The organism is Methylocystis sp. ATCC 49242, from assembly GCF_000188155.2.
Taxonomy (GTDB): domain Bacteria; phylum Pseudomonadota; class Alphaproteobacteria; order Rhizobiales; family Beijerinckiaceae; genus Methylocystis.
This window is the reverse complement of the sequence record NZ_KE124774.1, coordinates 1878558-1899265: the sequence shown is the minus strand read 5'-3', so window position 1 is coordinate 1899265 and position 20708 is coordinate 1878558. Positions and strand designations below refer to the sequence as shown.

Sequence of the window (20708 nt, the reverse complement as noted above, 5' to 3'; positions counted from 1 at the left end):
TTATCGCCAGGCGGCGTTAGGGGATCCCCGATGCTAGAACAAAAACGTCTCTTCTGCGTAGCCACTGAAAAGCAGGCGCCTGATTGGTTGGTGTCCCTGCTGAAAAATAATGGAATCGAACGCATCGATCTCGATCAGGCGACGAATACGGGATACGACGTTTCCAAGCACGGGCCGCTGCTGGGCGTGATTGTCGAAAAACCAGGGGCTATCAAACCGGGAGTCGCCTTGTTTCCGAAAGGACTCGAGGAAGACTCGACATTCGTTTTCGACTCGACCGAAGCGACAACCCGAGTTTGTTTTTGGCTTGCCAAACGAGCGACGGCCTTTGCGCGCTTGTCGCTTGCTGAAAACAGTCGAAACCTTATCGCTCTGGGCGAGGTCAGGTCCAGGCTGCGAGAAGTTCAAACCTCGTTCTCGCATCTCGAGGAATATCTGACGTCGGTCCCCTTCGCTCGTGATTGGCTCGCTTTCGCCCTGCCAGACGCGGAGGATTACTGGACGTTTTCTGAAGGAAGTACGGGCCTGAACTCCTACGTCACTTTGACGCAAGCCCTTCCGCAGGTCGTACCCTTTCCGAGCGGGGTGTCGCTGAAGCTCCAGCATGTTCGTCGAGGCGGCAACGAAAAGCAGCAAATATCTCTCTCGGTGATCGGGCGCTGGTCGCGCAAATCCATCGGTCAGTGGGTCGTGTCGCTCGATGCTATTTCGGGACCCTGGACCCGATTTGAGATGCCGCCTTCCATCAAGGCTCTCGACGAGCCAATGGAAATTTCTCTGACAATCCCCTATTCAGTAACGCCTATCGTCTCAGTGGGCCTTGGCAAGGCGACCCCGATCAAGGATTACGCGCTTGCGATCAATGGCAAACGTGAGGGCGACCGACCTCTGTCCGTCCGCGTATATTCCGGGCTGCCGGGAAACATGAGGCAACCGACGGTCGGCGCGCTGATGCCGGTCGAAAGTATCGAAATCGGAGATATCAGCCGCGTCGACCTGCGAGTTCCCGCGCCTTTGGCGAAAACCTATATTAGCGGCTCGCGCGAAGAGCATCGGACGTTGGGCCAGGAACATCTTGCGCAGTGTCAGCTTGTCGAGACGGCTGAACTTGCCGATTTTGACGTCGTAAAGTTGATGCCGCAATACAATGGCATTCTCGTTCATCCGACAGGAAAAGAGCCAACTATCGCCGTTGTGCCTCACGTCCCGTTTGGCGGCGGCGAAAAACTGAGCATACTGGTAAGCCATGTCGGAACGCAATCGGAGGCTGCAATCGAGTGCGCCGCAGCTGTATTGAAAAGTGCTCACAACAGAAATGGCGGTTCATTAGGCGACATCGTGGGTCATCTGGGATCCGAATATTGGGAATCCTTGGACTGGATGGCCGTCACTCCCGGCGACGCAATTCAGATTCATTGCAATCTTCCGAAGGGAATCGAGACAGGCGACATAATTCTTTTTTCAAGATCTCCATCAGGAAATTGCCAGTTCGCATGGAGCATTTTCGGGGGTATGTATATCAGCCGCACGGCCGATAAATACGCGATGCGCACGGAAGGACAGGCCGCGTGATCGAAATTGCATTCGTCGTTCCATTATACAAACATAGCCAGCTCGTCTGCGAAGCGATTCAGTCTGTTCTTGCTGCGTCCCAAGAGTCGGGAATCGAGGTGTCTGTCGTCATCGTCGACGATGGATGCCCGCACCTCTCAAGTCACCTTACGAGTCTCTCCTTATCCATCGCGAACGAGCAGATTTACTGCATAAGAGGCCCAAATAAAGGCTTGTCGTCGGCTCGAAATCGCGGGATCGAATATATATTGGCCAAGCTTCCAAATGTCGAGGGAATCTTCTTTCTCGACGCTGACAATATGCTGGAGCCGCACTCTGTACGATCAATGAAGGATGCCCTCGATAAGCATCCGGATGCCGACTGGTTTTATCCGGATATCAATATGTTCGGACTAAACTGGCACGGGAGTTACGCTGGCAACTATCTTCCGCTGATCCACGCCGTAGCCAATATATCGGAAGCCGGCAGCTTGGTGCGGACGCGCGTCTTCTTGCAAGGACAGCGCTTCGATGAAAATATGAAATCTGGATATGAGGATTGGGATTTCTGGCTATCGATAGTGGAGGCGGGATTCCGTGGAATGAATTGGCCGGGTTTGGGCTTTCGCTATCGCAAGCGCCCAGAAAGCATGCTGGCTGATTCTCACCGGGAGCATGCGCATATCTCCAATTACATGAAACATAAGCATCGCTGGACAGGCGACGCGAAATCCCTTCTTTTTCTGGAGATGTCCGATCTTCCAAGGTATGCGATCTTCCTTGCGGACGAGGCGCGGGTTGTTCTGACCAGCAACGCCCAGTCCACGCGAGAAAGCATGCGGCTCGATGACTACAGGAAGCTGTTTGTCAGCGCGATGAAGCAACCAAACAGCTTTCATCCGGGATCCTTCCTTGTCATCACGACGTCGAATACCCTGAGCGCGATCAACGATCTGCATATTTCCAACTGGATTCTCTTCGATCTCGAAAGGAGAACCCAATCGAAAAACCTTGCTGTAACCGAACTGTTCCAATGCTCGGATGAATTTGTCGAGCCTTCGTCCGTTGACTGGTCCGGGTGGACCGACGCACAAATCGCGATGGTCAGCATGACTCTGGCAAGAGAAATCCTCGAGGATGCCCAAGATTTGCGGATCCGCTCGGTGACCACGAAGGAACCTGAGATAGGGGTCAACCGGCGGCGAGTAGCGACACCGTCGAGCGCTGACAGTCTCGGAGCCAAGAGCGCGGTGTTTTATCTGGTCTCGTTTTTTATGGAGTTGCGCGCATACGGGGGAGCTTTCGTGAGGCAATGGCCGGCGACATTGATGAAAATGGGGGCGCCAGATCGTTCGGCGGTCTATGAGTTAATGTGTTGGAACCTCGGTGTTGACGGCATGCAGGCCGGCGCCGACGTAGCAGCGATCGATGTCGCCTTTTTGTTGCCTATTCTGGAGTTTGGTGGTGTGGAGCGCGTGGCCTGCGCTGTCGCAAGCGCTCTAAAGCGTCGAGGGATGCGATGCCATGCAGTTGTGATTGGCGCCTCCCGCGTCGACTGGGGGCCGACGCTTCGCGAAGCATTCGATTCTCTCAATTTTGTCGACAGCTCCAAATTTCAGGGATGGTCCGGCCCTCTTTATGAGGGAACCAAATTACCTGCGTGGGACAACGAAAGCGTCGCTTCCGGGGTCGCTGGTTTTTTTACATCATACGACGTCGTGTTATCCTGTAACGGATCAGCGATGTTTGGTATTTTTCGCAAGCTGCAACAGATTGGAATTGTGACAAGCGCATATCTGCATGTAAACGATATCACGCAGACCGGTCGTATCGTTGGGCATCCACAACTTGCTTTAGCCTATGATCACGCATTGGATCTCGTAATAACCTGTTCCAACCAGCTCGGGGCCGAACTGCTTGGACGCGGAATGGCGAGTGACAAGATCGTAATCGTTCCGAATGCGCCGGGCATTAATGAAGAACTCCTGCGCACGCGCGACTGGGTGTCTCATCGTCGTGCCAGGGCTGAGAAAAAGCTTGGTCTCAATGTGCTCCTTATGGGTCGATTCGATTATCAAAAGGGTCTTGATAGAATTCAGCGGCTTCTATCGATCGACTGGGACGATTATAATATTAGATTCAGGCTTGTCGGAAAATCCGTTATAGATCAACATGAAGCCAAGCATATCAACCACACTAGGATCGAGTCTGCGGTCTATGATCCAGATAGCCTGATAGAGCTGTTGGAGTGGGCCGATGTCTTGCTCTTGCCCTCGCATTATGAAGGACTTCCGCTGGTTGCGATAGAGGCAATGATCGCGGGTGTTGTGACGGTTGTCACCGAAACCGGAGCTCTGCGGGAATTGATAGCGAACGGTGAGAACGGTTTTATCGTTTCACAGGAAAGCTGCGTTGAGGATATGACAAAAAGGTTAGTATATCTGGCCGTCAACTCGGAACAAAGATTGAAAATGGCCGAAGCCGCTATGCTCTCCGTTGAGGATCGGAGATGGGATGATTCAATAACGGATTTGTACGATCGCTTACGTCGCGAAGTCGCTGAACGACGAGGAAGTCTCTATTGTGAGGGGGGACAGGTTGCAGGCATTAAGAGACAGGCTAATCATAGCCACTTCTCTAAACTGGATTTTCGTCTTGAGATGAATGCGAATAACTCTCAAATCAATCTCTCCGACGCATTATCGACGGAGGCAACGGCTTGATAGAGTAGATTCAATTGGTGATTGCTGGTCTTGGTATGACACGGGATACTCAGTATGGACCGGGTCGTAAGGGCGAGGCGCGACGTTTGGCTATACATGGGTAAATTTTGGCGGAAAACAGACTTCGGCAATCCCGCTGAAGGCGGGACATTCGTTTTGGGCGACAGGTGTGGCGTCCTCGCATCATGTCGTTGATTTGAGGAAGGTGAAAAGTTAGAGCATTTCCCTGTTTTTCTGAATCGGGAGGGATTCCTATTCTAGCAGGAGTGTGATTGAAGATGCTGGCTGGGCGGAGGCCAGCATCCAATGGTTCGACCTCTCTCCAATGATCTTCGAGAGCGTGTGGTTGCGTCGGTTTTGGCTGGCGAGAGTTGCCGCGCCGTGGTGAACTGATGGGGTGGATGCCCCCTCCACCCAGCATTGTGTGATGCTGGGTCGGCGCCGGGAGGCGCAGTTATGGAGGACGTGCATATGTCTGAAGTTCATGTTTTGGCGATCGATTTGGCGAAACGCAGTTTTCAGCTTTGCGGGACGGATCGCGGTGGGGCGGTTCTGTTCAATCGGACCGTGTCTCGTTCGAAACTCGAGCAAATCCTCCGGGCGCAGCCGCCCTGCATCGTCGCGATGGAAGCCTGCGCGACGAGCCATTACTGGGGCCGAATGGGAGCTGCTTGTGGACACGAGGTTCGTCTGATCCCGCCGATCTACGTCAAGCCGTTCGTGAAGCGTCAGAAGAATGACGCCGCGGATGCTGCGGCGATCGCCGAGGCCGCTTTGCGGCCGAACATGCATTGCGTGGCGGTCAAGAGCGCCGAACATCAGGCGCGGGCCGTCGCCTTCCGCGCCCATCAATGCTTCGTCGGACAACGCACGCAATTGATCAACGCGCTTCGCGGTCACCTGGCGGAGTTCGGACTGGTCGTCGCGAAAGGCCCCGCGAATTTGAAGTCACTCGTCGACATGATGAAGGATGAAAGCGTCGATGTCCCAGAAGCAGTGCGGGACGTCGTCCAGCTCTTCCTCGATCAGATCGAAGCGATTACTTCCAAGATCGAGGATCTGGCTCTGCGGCTCAAAAAAGCGACGAAGGAAAACGACGAGATGCGGCGTCTTTGCACTGTCCCGGGCGTTGGCCCTGTGACCGCCGGAGCCGTGCTCGCCTTCGCTCCGGACTTGCGGGCTTTTTCGAGCGGCAGAAATTTCGCCGCCTGGCTCGGCCTTGTGCCACGCCAGCATTCGACAGGCGGGAAAACCCGACTGGGGGCGGTCAGCAAGATGGGGCAGAACGATATCCGCCGGTTGCTGATCGTCGGCGCCATGAGCAGGATCCGCTGGATCGTGCGCAAGGGCGTATTGCCCGACAATTGGCTTGGCCGCATTCTCGGCCGCAAGCCGAGGATGGTCGCAGCCGTCGCCCTCGCGAACAAAATGGCGCGCATCATCTGGGCCATGATGACCAGGGAACAGAATTACCGAATGGCGTGATCCGCGAAAGCCCAACCGGGCGCGAAGCGGAAAAGCGCTGACAGGGCCGGCGTAGCGCCGGTTCCGGCGAGGAGATCGACCGACGACATATGCGGCAAGGACTTCAATGTTCAGAATGGGGAAAGCCGGTCCCGGGGCTCGAGCCAACCAAGCTCTCTGAACCGATGTGGACCCTGTTCTTCGAACGGCATGCCGGCCCGTGGCGCAAAGCAGGCCACGTCAAGAGGCCTGACACACGACCGATAGAAGCGCCGCGCTGAAATGTCGCCGAAGAATCACCTTGCCAAAACGGGGGCAATGGTATGGACCCCGCCCTTGGCCTAGGCTGGGATGTCGAACTGTCACTCGCAGAGCAGGAGACGACCATGCACATCGTCCGTATCGGCCTCGATCTCGCGAAATATGTTTTCCATCTTCACGGTGTTGACGAACGCGGCAAAGTCGTTTTGCGTAAGACTTTACGCCGCCCGGCCGTTGCGCTCTTCTTCGCGAATCTTCCGCCCTGCATTGTTGGAATGGAAGCCTCGAACGGCGCGCATTATTGGGCCAAGACGTTCTCCGAGCTTGGGCATGACGTTCGATTGATCAGCCCGCAGTTCGTCACGCCATACGTAAAATCCAACAAGAATGATCGGAATGACGCCGAGGCGATCTGTGAAGCAGTCGGCCGTCCGAACATGCGGTTCGTTCCGGTCAAATCCGCCGAACAGCTGGCGATCCAGGCTATTCATCGGATTCGCAGTCGTCTAGTCGCCAATAGGGTTAGACTTGTGAACCAGATCCGCGGCCTACTCGGCGAGCACGGCGTCGTTATTGCGCAGACCATCGGCAATCTTCGGCGCGCTTTGCCGCGGATCGTCGACGAGGAAAGCAACGGTCTGAACAGCATTGTTCGGGAGTTGATCGGCGAATTGCGGGAGGAATTGATCGACCTTGATAGGCGGGTCGCAATTTACGATCGCAAAATCCGGGAATTGTATCGAACAAGCGCAGCATGTCAGCGCCTCGGCATGGTCGAAGGAATTGGACCTATTACTGCGACAGCGCTGGTCGCAGCGGCTGGCGATGCAAAATGCTTCAAGAATGGACGGCAGTTCGCGGCATGGATCGGACTTGTCCCGAGACAACGATCGAGTGGCGGCCGATCGCGGCTGCTCGGCATCAGCAAACGCGGCGACCGATATCTTCGTACCTTGCTTATCCACGGCGCACGCGCCGCCTTGGGCCGGATACGAGGGAAGCAGGATCCGAGAAGCCTTTGGCTGCTCAAAGCGCGCGAACGCCATCATCCAAATGTCGTCGCCGTCGCGCTCGCCAACAAGAACGCGCGGATCGCATGGAGCTTGCTCGCCAGCGGCATGAGCTACGATCAGCGTCTAACCGTCAGCTCGGCCTAACCGCAGCTAAGCATCCGGGAAACAGACAACCAACGAGATTCCCACCAGCAATTGCAACGATTGGCAGTGATGGCGAAACGGTCACTCCGTCGATTCCCGAACCTGATGTGTGGACCGGCATGGCGAGAGCCAATGCCTTGGGGGCATTGAGGTGGAAGCGCGCGAAAATCCATCGAGGCTCGCGGCAAGAACTTTTTCGGCCGCATCATGAAGCCGGATATACGTCAGCAGTTGTGACCGAAAGTCGGAACTGTCAAAGCCGTTGCAATCGGGCGGGGTCCATATACATCCACACAAGACAGTTTGCGGCGGATAGGCCAAACCGGCTGTGGGTGGCCGACTTTACCTATGTCGCGACTTGGCAGGGCTTCGTCTATGTCGCTTTCGTTATCGACGTCTTCGCCCGGCGGATTGTCGGCTGGCGAGTCTCCCGTTCGGCGCAGACGCCCTTCGTGCTCGATGCGCTCGAACAAGCGTTGTACGATCGGCAGCCTGTTCGCGGCGGTCTCGTTCATCACAGCGACCGCGGCGTGTAAGGCGGATTCAATCGGTCGTCGCAATAACCGTAAGCTAGAGGGTGTTATGTACTTTGGTGATTGATTGTCTTAGTAGAATCGGATGTCTCCGATTCGCAAACCTTATCCGTCTGACGTCAGCGACGAAGAATGGTCGCTGGTTGCGCCTTATCTGACGCTCATGGACGAAGGCGCGCCGCAGCGTCAACATTCGCTGCGCGAGCTGTTCAACGGCCTGCGTTACGTGCTGCGCTACGGCATCGCCTGGCGCGCCATGCCCAACTATGAACAGCGGCGGCAAAGTGTACCACTGAACCGGCTTTGGGGGCTGCTTTGACGGCGGCGCAAAAGTGTACCGGTCCTGATAGGCCGAACTCGATGTCATCGACTGGCATGGAGAGGCCGAAAGGATGTTCACAGTGGAACTCTATGCCCGGGTGAGACGCGCGGTGATGGCGGAAGGGCTGAGCCGGCGGGAAGCGGCCAGGCGCTTCGGCGTGCACCGCAATACGATCACGAAGATGCTTCAATATTCGGTTCCGCCGGGGTATCGGCGTCGGGAGCGGCCGATCTCGAAGAAGCTGGGGCCGTATATGGCCTGGATCGACAAGGTCCTGGCGGATGATCGGCTTGTTCACGCCAAGCAGCGTCATACGGCACAGCGGATATTCGAACGGCTGCGGGACGAAGAAGGGTTTTCCGGCGGTTACACGATCGTCCGGGAATATGTCGCGCAGGCGCAGTTGCGGTCGCGCGAGATGTTTATTCCACTCAGCCATCGACCGGGGAATGCGCAGGCGGATTTTGGCGAGGCGGACGCCTATATCGCCGGCAGGAAGGTCCGCTTTCATTATTTTTGCATGGACCTGCCGCATTCGGACGGCTGCTTCGTCAAGGCCTATCCGGCGGAGACGGCGGAAGCCTTCTGCGACGGCCATGTCGCGGCCTTCGCCTTCTTTGGCGGCGTCCCCCAGTCCATTCTTTACGACAATACGCGTCTCGCGGTCGCCAGGATCGTGAAGGGTGGAGAGCGTCTGCGTTCGCAAATGTTTGCGGAACTCCAGAGCCATTACCTTTTTGCTGATCGCTTTGGCCGGCCCGGCAAGGGGAATGACAAGGGCAAGGTCGAGGGGCTTGTCGGCTATGTCCGGCGCAACTTCATGACGCCACTGCCCGTGGCGGAGAGTTTCGAGGCGCTGAACGCGAGGTTCCTGGACGCCTGCACGAAACGACGGCGGGCGATCCTGCGCGGCCAGTCGACGCCGATCGGCGAACGCATGCAGGCGGATATGGCGGCATTCCTGCCGGCGCCGCCGGCTCCCTATGACGCCTGTCACAAGGTCGCGACGCGCGTGTCGTCGATGGCGCTGGTGCGCTACCGCAACAACGATTACTCGGTCCCGACGCGCTTCGGCCATCGGGAGGCGCTGGCCAAGGGCTATGTCGATCGGGTCGAGATTGTCTGCGGCGGGGAGACCATCGCCGTGCATGCGCGCAGCTACGGCAAGGCCGAGTTCATCTACAACCCGCTGCATTATCTCGCCCTGCTCGAACACAAGAGCCGCGCGCTCGATCAGGCCGCGCCGCTCGACGACTGGCGGCTTGCCGACTGCGTGCATCGTCTGCGGCGGCTGATGGAGGCGCGCATGGGGAATAGCGGGCGCCGCGAGTTCATCCAGGTGCTGCGGCTGATGGAGGACTTTCATCAGCATCAGGTCGAACAGGCGGTCGCGGAGGCGCTGCGTCTTGGCGCGATCAGCTTTGACGCAGTGAAGATGCTGCTGCTGGCCAGGCTGGAGAACCGGCCCGCGCGGCTCGATCTGACATTCTACCCCTACCTGCCGGCGGCTACGGTCGGCGCGACGGATCCGCGCGCCTATCTCGGGCTCGTCGCCGGCGCGAGCGTCATCGCGGGCGTCATGGAGACGACCGCGGGAGGTCCGGCATGACCACCTCGCATGAGCCAGGTTCGCAGACGATCGTCGCGCCGCAGGTGCTGCTGGGTAATCATCTCAAGGCGCTGAAGCTTCCCACCTTCGCGCGCGAATATGAGAAGGTGGCGCTGGAGTCGGCGCAGGACCGCGCCGATTACCCGCGCTATCTGCTACGCCTGTGCGAACTGGAGCGCATTGATCGCGAGCGGCGCAATGTCGAGCGCCGCATCCGGCTGGCGCGCTTTACGCAGGTCAAAAGCCTCGACACATTTGACTTTACCGCCCAGCCTTCACTCAACAAGCCGCTCGTGCTGGAGCTGGCGCGGTGCGAATGGATCGAGAAGCGACAGAACTGCATCGCCCTTGGGCCAAGCGGAACGGGGAAGACCCACGTCGCGCTCGCCCTGGGGCTCGCCGCCTGCCAGAAGGGGTTCAGCGTCGCGTTCACGACCGCCGCGGCTCTTGTGCACGAACTGATGGAGGCGCGCGACGAGCGCCGCCTGCGCGCGCTGCAAAAGCATCTCAACACCGTCAAACTGCTGATCGTCGACGAACTGGGCTATGCGCCGTTCACGGCGGTCGGCTCAGAGCTGCTCTTCGAGGTCTTCAGCCAGCGCTATGAACGCGGTGCGACGCTGGTGACCAGCAATCTGCCCTTTGATGAATGGACGTCGGTGTTTGGCTCCGAGCGTCTCACCGGCGCATTGCTCGACCGGCTCACCCATCATGTCCACATTCTGGAAATGAACGGCGAGAGCTATCGGCTGGCGACCGCAAAGAAAGCGCAACGGCGAAACCGCGATCTCCCCGACGCGCCCGCAATCGACAAAGGAGGCGCCGACACGACGAACTGATCGCCGTCGCGCGCGTTGAACCGCGCTGCGCTACGCTCCGCGCGCCTCAACGCCCGCGTCAACTAAACTACAAGGGCCGTGCGGCCCTTTTCTCGAAACCAGACCGGTACACTTTTACCCCGCCTTCATGCACATTTTGTCCCCGCCATTGACAGCGAGTGTTCTCCAATCCAACGCCTTTCGCGGTCGTGTGTTCAACGCGTTAGCGACCGCCTCCAGGGCTTCGGCGCTATGCTCGCTCAGATCGGTTCCCTTTGGAAAATATTGGCGCAGAAGCCCATTGGTGTTCTCGTTCGTGCCTCGTTGCCATGGACTGTGCGGATCACAAAAATAGATGCATAGCCCGGTATCGATCCGCAGACGTGGATGCTGCGCCATTTCTGCTCCCTGGTCCCAGGTCAAGGATCGGCGTAGTTGTTCGGGGAGTCGGACGATCGTCCGGCTAATTGCGTCACGAACTGCCTCGGCGCCATGGCCAGCCAGAGCCGGCCCATTCTTCACGCGTGCAGTTTCACCATGGCCCTCCATTCGAGGAAGATGCAACAGCATCGTGAAGCGTGTTGTCCTTTCGACCAGCGTTCCGATAGCGGAGCTGCGCAAACCGAGAATCAGATCGCCTCCCCAATGGCCCGGAACGGCCCGGTCTTCGGCCTCGGCGGGACGTTCGCTGATCATGATCTCGGGCAAGACGAAAGACTTGCTTCTTCCCCGGGTACGCGCCCGCGGCGCTCGCAGCGCCCTCCCTGATCGAAGGCAGGCGGTCAGGTCGCGTCGGAGCCCGCCGCGCGCTTGAATGAAGAGGGCTTGATAGATCGCTTTGTGACTGATCCGCATCTCCGTGTCGTCGGGGAAGTCCAATGGCAATCGACGAGCAATCTGCTCGGGGCTCCAAGCGCACGCCCAGCGCCGATCTTGCCGAGGTCCCGTTTTCCGGCCTTTCCATTCGACCTTCGGCCCCAATATTTTCGAGCCGTCATTCGAGCTGATTGCTCCGGACAGCCTTTCCTGAACATACTGCCGCAGACGTGAATTCGTCGCCAGCTTCGACGGTTTTGGTCGCTGAGCCGATCGATCCGCATGCCATTGGGCGGCCGTGGCGCGGTAATCGTAGCCGCCGGAACGCCTCGCGGCATTGCGACGCAGTTCGCGGGAGATGGTCGAAGATGCTCGCCCCAATTGGCGCGCAATCTCACAGACGCCCCGCTCTTGTGCGTAAAGGATTGCGATCTCTTCTCGCTCGGTAAATGACAGATAGCGCCCGGAATGCGGCTTGGAATTTTTCGACAAATGCGACGGCGCCATGCCGCCAGCCCTCCGAAACCACCGGACGCCGACCGCCGGGGAGACGCCCGCATCTATAGCAGCGCCGTCGCTTGTCTGACCCGCGGCAATTGCTTTCCAGAATTGAACAAGCTGTTCCCGGACGGCTGCTGACGGTCTGCCGGGTGAGCGTATCGTCGTCTTTCTGTCAGATATCCCAATCTTCGATCTCGTGCACGCCATCACCGCCGCCATTGAGATCGTTGCGACGACCGATTGAATCCGCCTTGCACGCCCTGACCCGTGTTGAAAATCTCACGCTTGCCATGTTTCGCCAGCGCCTCTTCAAGCGCTTCGACGCAGAACGCCGCCTCCATCGTGATCGACACGCGATGCGAAAGAACGCGGCGGCTCGCCACGTTATGGTGTGACAATCTGAGTGAGAAGAGCGCGACAATCGGGATGAGATGTTTCGGTCGCGGTGTTGGGATGATTGTCGCGGAGCGACAATCAGGATGAGGATTTGATTGTCGCGCGCGAGGCGGGTCGGCCTGGGCCTTGAGATTTTTTGATCGCTGCTTTTCGCCGGTAACTGTCGACATTCATCTCGAAGATTGTCGCGTGATGGACGAGCCTGTCGATGGCGGCGAGGGTCATGGCTTGATCGGGAAAGATTTTCCCCCATTCGCCGAAGGGCTGATTTGCGGTGATGAGAAGGGAGCGTCTTTCGTATCGCGCACTGATCAGCTAGAAGAGAACGCTGGTTTCGGCCTGATCCTTGGCGACGTAGGCGAGGTCGTCGAGGATGAGGAGATGATACTTGTCGAGTTTGTCGATCGCCGCCTCGAGGGCGAGATCGCGCCGGGCGAGTTGCAGCTTTTGGACGAGGTCCGTCGTTCTGGCGAAGAGAACGCGCCATCCGTTTTCGATGAGCGCGAGGCCGAGGGCCGCCGCGAGACGCGATTTTCCGACGCCGGGCGGACCGAACATCAGCAGATTGGTGCCCTTTTCCAGCCGGGCGTCGCCGGCGGCGAGAGCTTGCACTTGCGCCTTCGAGATCATCGGCACGGCGTCGAAGTCGAAGGCGTCGAGGGTCTTTCCGGGCGGCAGGCGCGCCTCGGTGAGATGTCGGGCGAAGCGGCGCTGCCTTCTATCGGCGAGTTCCTGCTCGGCAAGCGCGGCGAGGAATCGTGCGGCGGGCCAGCCTTCCTTGTCGGCGGTGGCTGCGAGCGCGCTCCAGACGAGCTTGACGCCGGAAAGGCGCAGTTCGGAGAGAAGGGGGTCGACGCGGGCGGCGTCGATTTTGTCGTTCGCCTTCATGCCGCCGCTCCTTCGAGAGAGGCAAGCGCGTCATAGACCGTGAGGTCCGGCAGCGCGACAACGACGCTGGGCGTTGCGGCGGTTTTCGGGGCAAAGCGCTCGGTGAGCGCGGCAAGATCCGGCAGACGGCCTGTGTCGAGCTCCTCCTCTATCGCCGCGGCGAGTTCCGCTTCGCAGACGCGCTCATGCGCGAGGGCGAGCAAACCGACCATGGTTTTGCACGCCGCCTTTTCTCCCGCCTCGGCGAGCAGCGCGTCGAAGGCTCTGGCGTAGGCGCGCCGGGGGAAGAGTTGATCCCGGTAGACAAGATTGAGCAGCGCCATGGGTTTGCGGCGCAGAGAATGAATGACGTGCCGATAATCGACGACATGTCCATGTTTGCCATTGGGCCTCGGCCCGCCGCGCGGCAGGTCGAACAGATGCGTCGATCCCTGAAAAACCTCGAGCCGATCGTCGTAGAGGCGCACGAGAAGCTTGTGGCCAATCAGCCGAGAGGGCACGGTGTAGAAGACTTTGCGCAAAGTGAAGGCGCTGGACGAGGTGACCGAGACCCGTTCTTCCTCGAAGTCCGAGGTCTTACGCGGCGTTGCGGGCGTTACGCCGACCAACGAGCTCGTCGACGAACTTTCGCCATGCGCCGAGATCGTCGAAGTCGCGCGAGCCGCGCAGCAGCAGTTCGTCTTCGAGCGCGGCTTTGATATGGCCATGGGCGCTTTCGATCGAACCGTTCTCATGGGAGACACCTTTATTGTTGCGGGTCGCCGTCATGCCGTAATGGGCACAGAGCGCCTCGTAGCGGCGCGTCATATCCTCCTTGGCGTCGGCGTCGAGGTTGCGGAAGGCGGCGGAGAGACTGTCACTGCGATGTTGTTGCGGCACGCCGCCGAGCGTCCACAGGGCGTTCTGCAAGCCTTCGGCGAGGGCGACGAAGCTCTCGCCGCCGCGCACGACATGGGCGGATTCGAAGCCCGAGAACGGCAGGCGGAAGTGATAGAGCCGATGATCGAGTGGAACCCCGGCGACGGAGACGTTGAGATTCCGCATGTCGCAAAAGTCGGAGAGTGCCATTCGGCCCGGCGGATGGTCCTGGTGTCAATGGCGGGGACAAAATGTGCATGAAGGCGGGGTAAAAGTGTACCGGTCTGGTTTCGAGAAAAGGGCCGCACGGCCCTTGTAGTTTAGTTGACGCGGGCGTTGAGGCGCGCGGAGCGTAGCGCAGCGCGGTTCAACGCGCGCGACGGCGATCAGTTCGTCGTGTCGGCGCCTCCTTTGTCGATTGCGGGCGCGTCGGGGAGATCGCGGTTTCGCCGTTGCGCTTTCTTTGCGGTCGAGAGGCGATAGCTCCCGCCGTTCATTTCCAGAATGTGGACATGATGGGTGAGCCGGTCGAGCAATGCGCCGGTGAGACGCTCGGAGCCAAACACCGACGTCCATTCATCAAAGGGCAGATTGCTGGTCACCAGCGTCGCGCCGCGTTCATAGCGCTGGCTGAAGACCTCGAAGAGCAGCTCTGAGCCGACCGCCGTGAACGGCGCATAGCCCAGCTCGTCGACGATCAGCAGTTTGACGGTGTTGAGATGCTTTTGCAGCGCGCGCAGGCGGCGCTCGTCGCGCGCCTCCATCAGTTCGTGCACAAGAGCCGCGGCGGTCGTGAACGCGACGCTGAACCCCTTCTGGCAGGCGGCGAGCCCCAGGGCGAGCGCGACGTGGGTCTTCCCCGTTCCGCTTGGCCCAAGGGCGATGCAGTTCTGTCGCTTCTCGATCCATTCGCACCGCGCCAGCTCCAGCACGAGCGGCTTGTTGAGTGAAGGCTGGGCGGTAAAGTCAAATGTGTCGAGGCTTTTGACCTGCGTAAAGCGCGCCAGCCGGATGCGGCGCTCGACATTGCGCCGCTCGCGATCAATGCGCTCCAGTTCGCACAGGCGTAGCAGATAGCGCGGGTAATCGGCGCGGTCCTGCGCCGACTCCAGCGCCACCTTCTCATATTCGCGCGCGAAGGTGGGAAGCTTCAGCGCCTTGAGATGATTACCCAGCAGCACCTGCGGCGCGACGATCGTCTGCGAACCTGGCTCATGCGAGGTGGTCATGCCGGACCTCCCGCGGTCGTCTCCATGACGCCCGCGATGACGCTCGCGCCGGCGACGAGCCCGAGATAGGCGCGCGGATCCGTCGCGCCGACCGTAGCCGCCGGCAGGTAGGGGTAGAATGTCAGATCGAGCCGCGCGGGCCGGTTCTCCAGCCTGGCCAGCAGCAGCATCTTCACTGCGTCAAAGCTGATCGCGCCAAGACGCAGCGCCTCCGCGACCGCCTGTTCGACCTGATGCTGATGAAAGTCCTCCATCAGCCGCAGCACCTGGATGAACTCGCGGCGCCCGCTATTCCCCATGCGCGCCTCCATCAGCCGCCGCAGACGATGCACGCAGTCGGCAAGCCGCCAGTCGTCGAGCGGCGCGGCCTGATCGAGCGCGCGGCTCTTGTGTTCGAGCAGGGCGAGATAATGCAGCGGGTTGTAGATGAACTCGGCCTTGCCGTAGCTGCGCGCATGCACGGCGATGGTCTCCCCGCCGCAGACAATCTCGACCCGATCGACATAGCCCTTGGCCAGCGCCTCCCGATGGCCGAAGCGCGTCGGGACCGAGTAATCGTTGTTGCGGTAGCGCACCAGCGCCATCGACGACACGCGCGTCGCGACCTTGTGACAGGCGTCATAGGGAGCCGGCGGCGCCGGCAGGAATGCCGCCATATCCGCCTGCATGCGTTCGCCGATCGGCGTCGACTGGCCGCGCAGGATCGCCCGCCGTCGTTTCGTGCAGGCGTCCAGGAACCTCGCGTTCAGCGCCTCGAAACTCTCCGCCACGGGCAGTGGCGTCATGAAGTTGCGCCGGACATAGCCGACAAGCCCCTCGACCTTGCCCTTGTCATTCCCCTTGCCGGGCCGGCCAAAGCGATCAGCAAAAAGGTAATGGCTCTGGAGTTCCGCAAACATTTGCGAACGCAGACGCTCTCCACCCTTCACGATCCTGGCGACCGCGAGACGCGTATTGTCGTAAAGAATGGACTGGGGGACGCCGCCAAAGAAGGCGAAGGCCGCGACATGGCCGTCGCAGAAGGCTTCCGCCGTCTCCGCCGGATAGGCCTTGACGAAGCAGCCGTCCGAATGCGGCAGGTCCATGCAAAAATAATGAAAGCGGACCTTCCTGCCGGCGATATAGGCGTCCGCCTCGCCAAAATCCGCCTGCGCATTCCCCGGTCGATGGCTGAGTGGAATAAACATCTCGCGCGACCGCAACTGCGCCTGCGCGACATATTCCCGGACGATCGTGTAGCCGCCGGAAAACCCTTCTTCGTCCCGCAGCCGTTCGAATATCCGCTGTGCCGTATGACGCTGCTTGGCGTGAACAAGCCGATCATCCGCCAGGACCTTGTCGATCCAGGCCATATACGGCCCCAGCTTCTTCGAGATCGGCCGCTCCCGACGCCGATACCCCGGCGGAACCGAATATTGAAGCATCTTCGTGATCGTATTGCGGTGCACGCCGAAGCGCCTGGCCGCTTCCCGGCGGCTCAGCCCTTCCGCCATCACCGCGCGTCTCACCCGGGCATAGAGTTCCACTGTGAACATCCTTTCGGCCTCTCCATGCCAGTCGATGACATCGAGTTCGGCCTATCAGGACCGGTACACTTTTGCGCCGCCGTCACAGCAGCCCCCAAAGCCGGTTCAGTGGTACACTTTGGCGCCGCTGTTCATACGCCCTCGCGCCCCAAGAAATCACGCAGCATCCGCGCCCCGGCGAAGGGATAATCTAGATGCAGTTCGTCGAGGCTCCGCATCAGCTTCAGGTCCTCGGCCGAGACCGGCCGAAGCTTGTAGTAGACCGTCCTTTAGGCGAGGCCGAGCGCTTTCGCATGCCGGGGGCGATCGGGAGGTCATGGTCGCGGTCGATCATCTTTTTGCGCTCAGCAATCCCGCTTTTGTGAGCGCGCCGGACAAAAAAACGTTCTCCGGCGTTAGTTCGCCGATCTTCGCGTGAAGCCCCTTCAAGTCAATGGCGGCTTCTTTCGGCTCCGTCTTCTCCTGCCCGAAAATGCCTGCCGCGCCTTCCAGCAACTGACTTTTCCACGTCGTGATCTGGTTGGGGTGGACGTCGAACTGCTGCGCCAGTTCGGCCAGCGTCTTCTCACCCTTGATCGCGGCCAAAGCCACTTTCGCCTTGAACGCCGGAGAATGCGTCCGGCGGCTTCGCTTCGTCATCGAATACTTCTGATTCGCGCCGAGAATCCTCGCCGCGATCAGGCAGAAAATCCACTCAAGCTACTGCCCGAATTTCCGCGGCCAGCTCTGCGCCCACACATTCATTTCGGCCATCTGGATCGCAGCCGCCGCGGTTTTATCTCAATCAATGAGTCCTGAGCCTCGATTAAAATCACCTGAAATGTGTTACCGAAGGCCAATCAAGCGTCCTGTCAGCGGTCGATTTCAGAGCAGGCGTATCTGGTGTTCGATCGAATATTCAACACCTTGCGCACTAGCTTGACTTCAGAGCGTGCGTGTATAAGGTTAACATGTAACATGTTGAGCGGGGTCGATGAATAAGATACCTGTCATGCGCCCGAAATTGCCGGTGGCGGATCAGATACTGCCATATTTGCGTTACATTGACGTAGGCAGGACCTATTCAAATGGCGGACCTTTGGTCGCTGAATTGGAGACGCGGATAACTCGTCTTCTTCGTTCGCCTGCCGGGGGTATAGTTTGCACGGGTTCAGGAACTGCGGCTCTCGTTTGTGCGATACTGGCCTCGTCGGGACGCGCAAGGGCGGCGCGACCACTTGCGATAGTTCCAGGCTATACATTTATCGCCACCGCTTCAGCGGTAGAGCAATGCGGGTATCGACCGTATCTGGTGGACGTTGATGAAATGAGCTGGATGCTCGATCCCGAGCGACTCATCGCGCATCCCTTGCTCGACCATGTTGGCGTCATCGTTCCTGTGGCGTCATTCGGAAAGCCGCCCCAGCAAGAGGCGTGGCGACGCTTCGCAAGAAGAACCGGAATACCGATAGTTATCGATGCGGCCGCAAGTTTTGAAGCGTGCGTCGCCTCGCCAGAGCAAGCGATTGGCGATATCCCGATCGCATTGAGTTTTCACGCTACCAAAAGCTTTGCGACGGGAGAAGGGGGGGCAGTTGTCACATCAGACATCGCATTGGCGGACCGTGCGCGACAAGCGATGAATTTTGGCTTTTATGGCGCGCGCAATAGCCAAATGCCGAGCATCAATGGGAAGATGAGCGAATATCATGCGGCGGTTGGGCTCGCGTCTCTTGATAGTCTGTATGAGCGACAGGCGGCGTTCAGGGCCGTTGCTGATTGTTATCGCCGGTATTTCAATGATGTAACGATGGCCGATAACTTTCATGGTTTTCCGGAGGTTGCGGGATGTTACGCCCTATATCTCTGTCAGACCTCCGCAGAAACAACCGCAGTGCATACGGCTCTTGAGCGATTCGGCGTCGATTTTCGACTGTGGTACGGATCGGGACTGCACAATCATGCCTATTATAAAGATGTTGAACGAGACGAACTTCCTGTCACAGAGGACTTGGCTCGCCGATTGGTGGGTGTTCCGGTCGCGTGCGACTTGTCCGCCTCGGACGTGAGCCGAGTCGTGGCGGCGATAGCGGATGGTGTTCGTCGAGACAAGATAATGCCATCAATTGTGAACTCGAAAAATAATGCGATTGTTGGATATGCTTGACGATGTTCCATTTAAAATAGTTCATTGCGAACATGAGTGGTTTTCACGTATATCAAGCGGCGGCAGTAAGGAAAGAAAATCTATATAAGGTGGAAGTGAAATTGACGGAGACCTCCATTATCTGGCTGGGGATTAACGAGGCATTTCTCCATATCTGATTAGGATCCCATCCAAAAGTGGGTGACCTGCCCCTGCATTTTCATCCAGGGGCAACCAGAGTTTCGGTGTTTGATACGCACGAGGGCGCGGATGTAGCAACTGGTGATCGGCGGAGCTGGTCAGGATTGCGCAGCCGACCGCCTGTTTCGGTGAAGTTTGCCGCATAATTTGCCGGCGCCGCGTAGCTGAGAGAGTTGGCCCCTGTTGTTTGGACAGCTGTGAGTTTGGCGGAGAGGTTCTCGATTTTTTGGCGTTGGCGATAGAGGGCCTTGTTGTAGTAACCAAGTCCTTGGGGCTTTCCGACGGCGGATTGCAGGGCTCTGTCGCGCGCCCGGCGAACGCCTCGCGAAGCCAGTCGCCGTCACGGCCTCGGTCAACGGCATTGCCACTGTTTTCCGGCGCCGTCCCAGAAGACGTGGCGCTTGGAGTTAAGCCGTCTTTCGTGTGGACGACAGTAGCCATCGAACGTAGGTCGCGGGTATCGCCGGTCCGGTGTTTTATCTACTGAGGAGCGTCCGATCGAGCTTACGCATTTTGATCAGCTCGACCAAGTAATCGATTCCACAGTCGGTGAAAGCCATCACGCCGTCGTCCGTGATGCCGTGGACCCATATGAGGCCGTTTTCGGGCTCCATCTCTGCGGCGACGTCAAACAGCCAACACACGGGCTCGCAGAGTTCTTTGGCGATTTGGGTGTTCGCCCCGGCGATCGCGAGAATAGTAGAGCATCGCGGCCGGCGGCCAAGCGCCGCCAATCGGCTCGTCATCTCGTATATAAATCCAGCACCGGCCCGTGTCAGTCTCGCCTTTGGCCAGAACGGGCGCGGTCGTGTCGTCGCCCTGCAGCCGTTCGGCCGACATCACATGCGTTTTCACAAGGCGGAGGAGCGGATCGGGAGCCGGGCAGACCGAGCCACGGCGTCGGCCATCGTCGACCGCGCGATCGGCGCGCCGTCCAGGGCATAACGCTCGGCCTGACAGTTCAAAGGCTGGTGCTGGCCGAATTTCTCGAACACGATCACTGACAGCAGGCTCGCGCCTGCCCATCCTTCCGCAATCACATGGAACGGCGCCGGCGCCTGACTGATCTTCTCGCAATCCCGGCAGATGAACATCTCCCGCACCGTCTCGATCACCTTCGACTGGCAGGGCTCGTTTCCAATGTGCGCGTCACATTCTCGCCGAGCTTGCGCGGGCGAGTGCTCCCGCAGCATTCGCACGCCGCCGGCGGGTCGATCACCACTCGCTCGCGAGCAAGGAGGTCAGGGAAGGTATTGCGCTTCCCGCGCTTGCGCGTAAATCCAGCGACCGTCGTCGTCCTGGCGACCGCCTTTTCGGCTGCAAGCCGGTCTTCCGTCGCGCCGGCTTCCAGTTCTTCGAAGGTAAGCCACAAGTGATCGATCAGCCTCATCGAACGCTCGGACCGCTACCCGAAGACGTGGCGCTCCGTTTCGCGTTCCGAAGCTTCTGTTGTGCGATCAGCGCCATATCTTCCGACACTTTCGCGTGGGCGACCGCCAGTTCCGCTGTAAAGTCCAGCCCACTGGTCTGTGCAACGGCAAGCTCTGCCTTCGGCGGGGGCGTAGGGATGCATTGAAAGGCGCCGGCGTCACGGAAAAGAGGCCGCTTCGGCCAATGTTACGCTTCCGGTTTCTTTGAATCGAGTCGCAGAAATTGAAGAACGTCCCCGCAGACGCGCCGAAAAGAAATTCGACGGCGTTGTCTATTAACGCTTATCGCGTTGGTTTTTT

Annotated in this window: 11 protein-coding genes and 8 pseudogenes; 9 read left to right on the top strand and 10 right to left on the bottom strand. The window is 59.0% G+C overall.

What is annotated here, in order from left to right; genetic code table 11:
* Window positions 1-30: 30 nt before the first annotated feature.
* The 8 genes and pseudogenes from MET49242_RS11450 to istB (MET49242_RS11415) all read left to right on the top strand — a co-directional run bounded on the left by MET49242_RS11450 (window position 31) and on the right by istB (MET49242_RS11415) (window position 10459).
* Window positions 31-1572 (top strand): DUF6212 domain-containing protein, encoded by a 1542-nt coding sequence (locus MET49242_RS11450; RefSeq protein ID WP_036283041.1) that lies wholly within the window; start codon window positions 31-33, stop codon window positions 1570-1572.
* Window positions 1569-4274: a glycosyltransferase gene (locus MET49242_RS11445; protein WP_036283039.1), complete on the top strand. Its 2706-nt coding sequence runs from the start codon at window positions 1569-1571 to the stop codon at window positions 4272-4274. Before MET49242_RS11450 ends, MET49242_RS11445 begins: the two co-directional genes overlap by 4 nt.
* 471 nt (window positions 4275-4745) lie before the next feature.
* Window positions 4746-5759 carry an IS110 family transposase gene (locus MET49242_RS11440; protein ID WP_036287802.1) on the top strand — a complete coding sequence of 338 codons (1014 nt, stop codon included), beginning with the start codon at window positions 4746-4748 and terminating at the stop codon, window positions 5757-5759.
* A gap of 365 nt (window positions 5760-6124) precedes the next feature.
* The gene (locus MET49242_RS11435) at window positions 6125-7156 is read left to right on the top strand and encodes an IS110 family transposase (RefSeq protein ID WP_036287460.1); all 1032 of its coding nucleotides are present in this window, start codon (window positions 6125-6127) and stop codon (window positions 7154-7156) included.
* A gap of 296 nt (window positions 7157-7452) precedes the next feature.
* Window positions 7453-7686, top strand: a pseudogene (locus tag MET49242_RS11430) (DDE-type integrase/transposase/recombinase); the annotation flags it as partial.
* A gap of 88 nt (window positions 7687-7774) precedes the next feature.
* Window positions 7775-7954: pseudogene (locus MET49242_RS11425) on the top strand (transposase); the annotation flags it as partial.
* Between the two features lie 127 nt (window positions 7955-8081).
* Complete coding sequence (gene istA, locus MET49242_RS11420) at window positions 8082-9620, top strand: IS21 family transposase (RefSeq protein ID WP_051134150.1); 1539 nt, start codon at window positions 8082-8084, stop codon at window positions 9618-9620.
* Window positions 9617-10459: an IS21-like element helper ATPase IstB gene (istB, locus tag MET49242_RS11415; RefSeq protein ID WP_036283035.1), complete on the top strand. Its 843-nt coding sequence runs from the start codon at window positions 9617-9619 to the stop codon at window positions 10457-10459. Before istA (MET49242_RS11420) ends, istB (MET49242_RS11415) begins: the two co-directional genes overlap by 4 nt.
* A 114-nt stretch (window positions 10460-10573) precedes the next feature.
* Here istB (MET49242_RS11415) and MET49242_RS11410 read toward each other — a convergent pair whose 3' ends face one another.
* The 7 genes and pseudogenes from MET49242_RS11410 to MET49242_RS24220 all read right to left on the bottom strand — a co-directional run.
* Window positions 10574-11962 carry an IS30 family transposase gene (locus MET49242_RS11410; RefSeq protein WP_202804183.1) on the bottom strand — a complete coding sequence of 463 codons (1389 nt, stop codon included), beginning with the start codon at window positions 11960-11962 and terminating at the stop codon, window positions 10574-10576.
* 44 nt (window positions 11963-12006) lie between these two features.
* Window positions 12007-12132, bottom strand: a pseudogene (locus tag MET49242_RS24985) (IS3 family transposase); the annotation flags it as partial.
* Window positions 12133-12229: 97 nt separating this feature from the next.
* Window positions 12230-13039: pseudogene (gene istB / locus MET49242_RS11400) on the bottom strand (IS21-like element helper ATPase IstB).
* Window positions 13036-14128, bottom strand: a pseudogene (locus MET49242_RS11395) (IS21 family transposase); the annotation flags it as partial. The pseudogenes istB (MET49242_RS11400) and MET49242_RS11395, both read right to left, overlap by 4 nt.
* A 155-nt stretch (window positions 14129-14283) precedes the next feature.
* Window positions 14284-15126 (bottom strand): IS21-like element helper ATPase IstB, encoded by an 843-nt coding sequence (istB, locus tag MET49242_RS11390; RefSeq protein ID WP_036282603.1) that lies wholly within the window; start codon window positions 15124-15126, stop codon window positions 14284-14286.
* Complete coding sequence (gene istA / locus MET49242_RS11385; protein WP_051134150.1) at window positions 15123-16661, bottom strand: IS21 family transposase; 1539 nt, start codon at window positions 16659-16661, stop codon at window positions 15123-15125. Before istA (MET49242_RS11385) ends, istB (MET49242_RS11390) begins: the two co-directional genes overlap by 4 nt.
* A 128-nt stretch (window positions 16662-16789) precedes the next feature.
* Window positions 16790-17291, bottom strand: a pseudogene (locus MET49242_RS24220) (transposase); the annotation flags it as partial.
* Between the two features lie 334 nt (window positions 17292-17625).
* Between MET49242_RS24220 and MET49242_RS11375 the strand changes: the two are divergent.
* Window positions 17626-18798 (top strand): DegT/DnrJ/EryC1/StrS family aminotransferase, encoded by a 1173-nt coding sequence (locus MET49242_RS11375; protein ID WP_084679019.1) that lies wholly within the window; start codon window positions 17626-17628, stop codon window positions 18796-18798.
* A gap of 199 nt (window positions 18799-18997) precedes the next feature.
* Here MET49242_RS11375 and MET49242_RS26145 read toward each other — a convergent pair.
* From MET49242_RS26145 to MET49242_RS11365, 3 genes and pseudogenes are all read right to left on the bottom strand, one after another.
* Window positions 18998-19153: pseudogene (locus MET49242_RS26145) on the bottom strand (IS3 family transposase); the annotation flags it as partial.
* Window positions 19154-19454: 301 nt separating this feature from the next.
* Window positions 19455-19724, bottom strand: coding sequence for a hypothetical protein (locus MET49242_RS11370; protein WP_244430797.1), 270 nt, complete (start codon window positions 19722-19724; stop codon window positions 19455-19457).
* Window positions 19615-20547 (bottom strand): annotated as a pseudogene (locus MET49242_RS11365) (transposase); the annotation flags it as partial. The gene MET49242_RS11370 and the pseudogene MET49242_RS11365, both read right to left, overlap by 110 nt.
* Window positions 20548-20708: the final 161 nt, after the last annotated feature.

Coding starts and splice junctions, on each gene's coding strand:
- MET49242_RS11450 (WP_036283041.1), top strand. CDS start 31: ATGCTAGAACAAAAACGTCTCTTCTGCGTAGCCACTGAAAAGCAGGCG.
- MET49242_RS11440 (WP_036287802.1), top strand. CDS start 4,746: ATGTCTGAAGTTCATGTTTTGGCGATCGATTTGGCGAAACGCAGTTTT.
- MET49242_RS11435 (WP_036287460.1), top strand. CDS start 6,125: ATGCACATCGTCCGTATCGGCCTCGATCTCGCGAAATATGTTTTCCAT.
- istA (WP_051134150.1), top strand. CDS start 8,082: ATGTTCACAGTGGAACTCTATGCCCGGGTGAGACGCGCGGTGATGGCG.
- istB (WP_036283035.1), top strand. CDS start 9,617: ATGACCACCTCGCATGAGCCAGGTTCGCAGACGATCGTCGCGCCGCAG.
- MET49242_RS11410 (WP_202804183.1), bottom strand. CDS start 11,962: ATGGCGTGCACGAGATCGAAGATTGGGATATCTGACAGAAAGACGACG.
- istB (WP_036282603.1), bottom strand. CDS start 15,126: ATGACCACCTCGCATGAGCCAGGTTCGCAGACGATCGTCGCGCCGCAG.
- istA (WP_051134150.1), bottom strand. CDS start 16,661: ATGTTCACAGTGGAACTCTATGCCCGGGTGAGACGCGCGGTGATGGCG.
- MET49242_RS11375 (WP_084679019.1), top strand. CDS start 17,626: ATGAATAAGATACCTGTCATGCGCCCGAAATTGCCGGTGGCGGATCAG.
- MET49242_RS11370 (WP_244430797.1), bottom strand. CDS start 19,724: ATGACGAGCCGATTGGCGGCGCTTGGCCGCCGGCCGCGATGCTCTACT.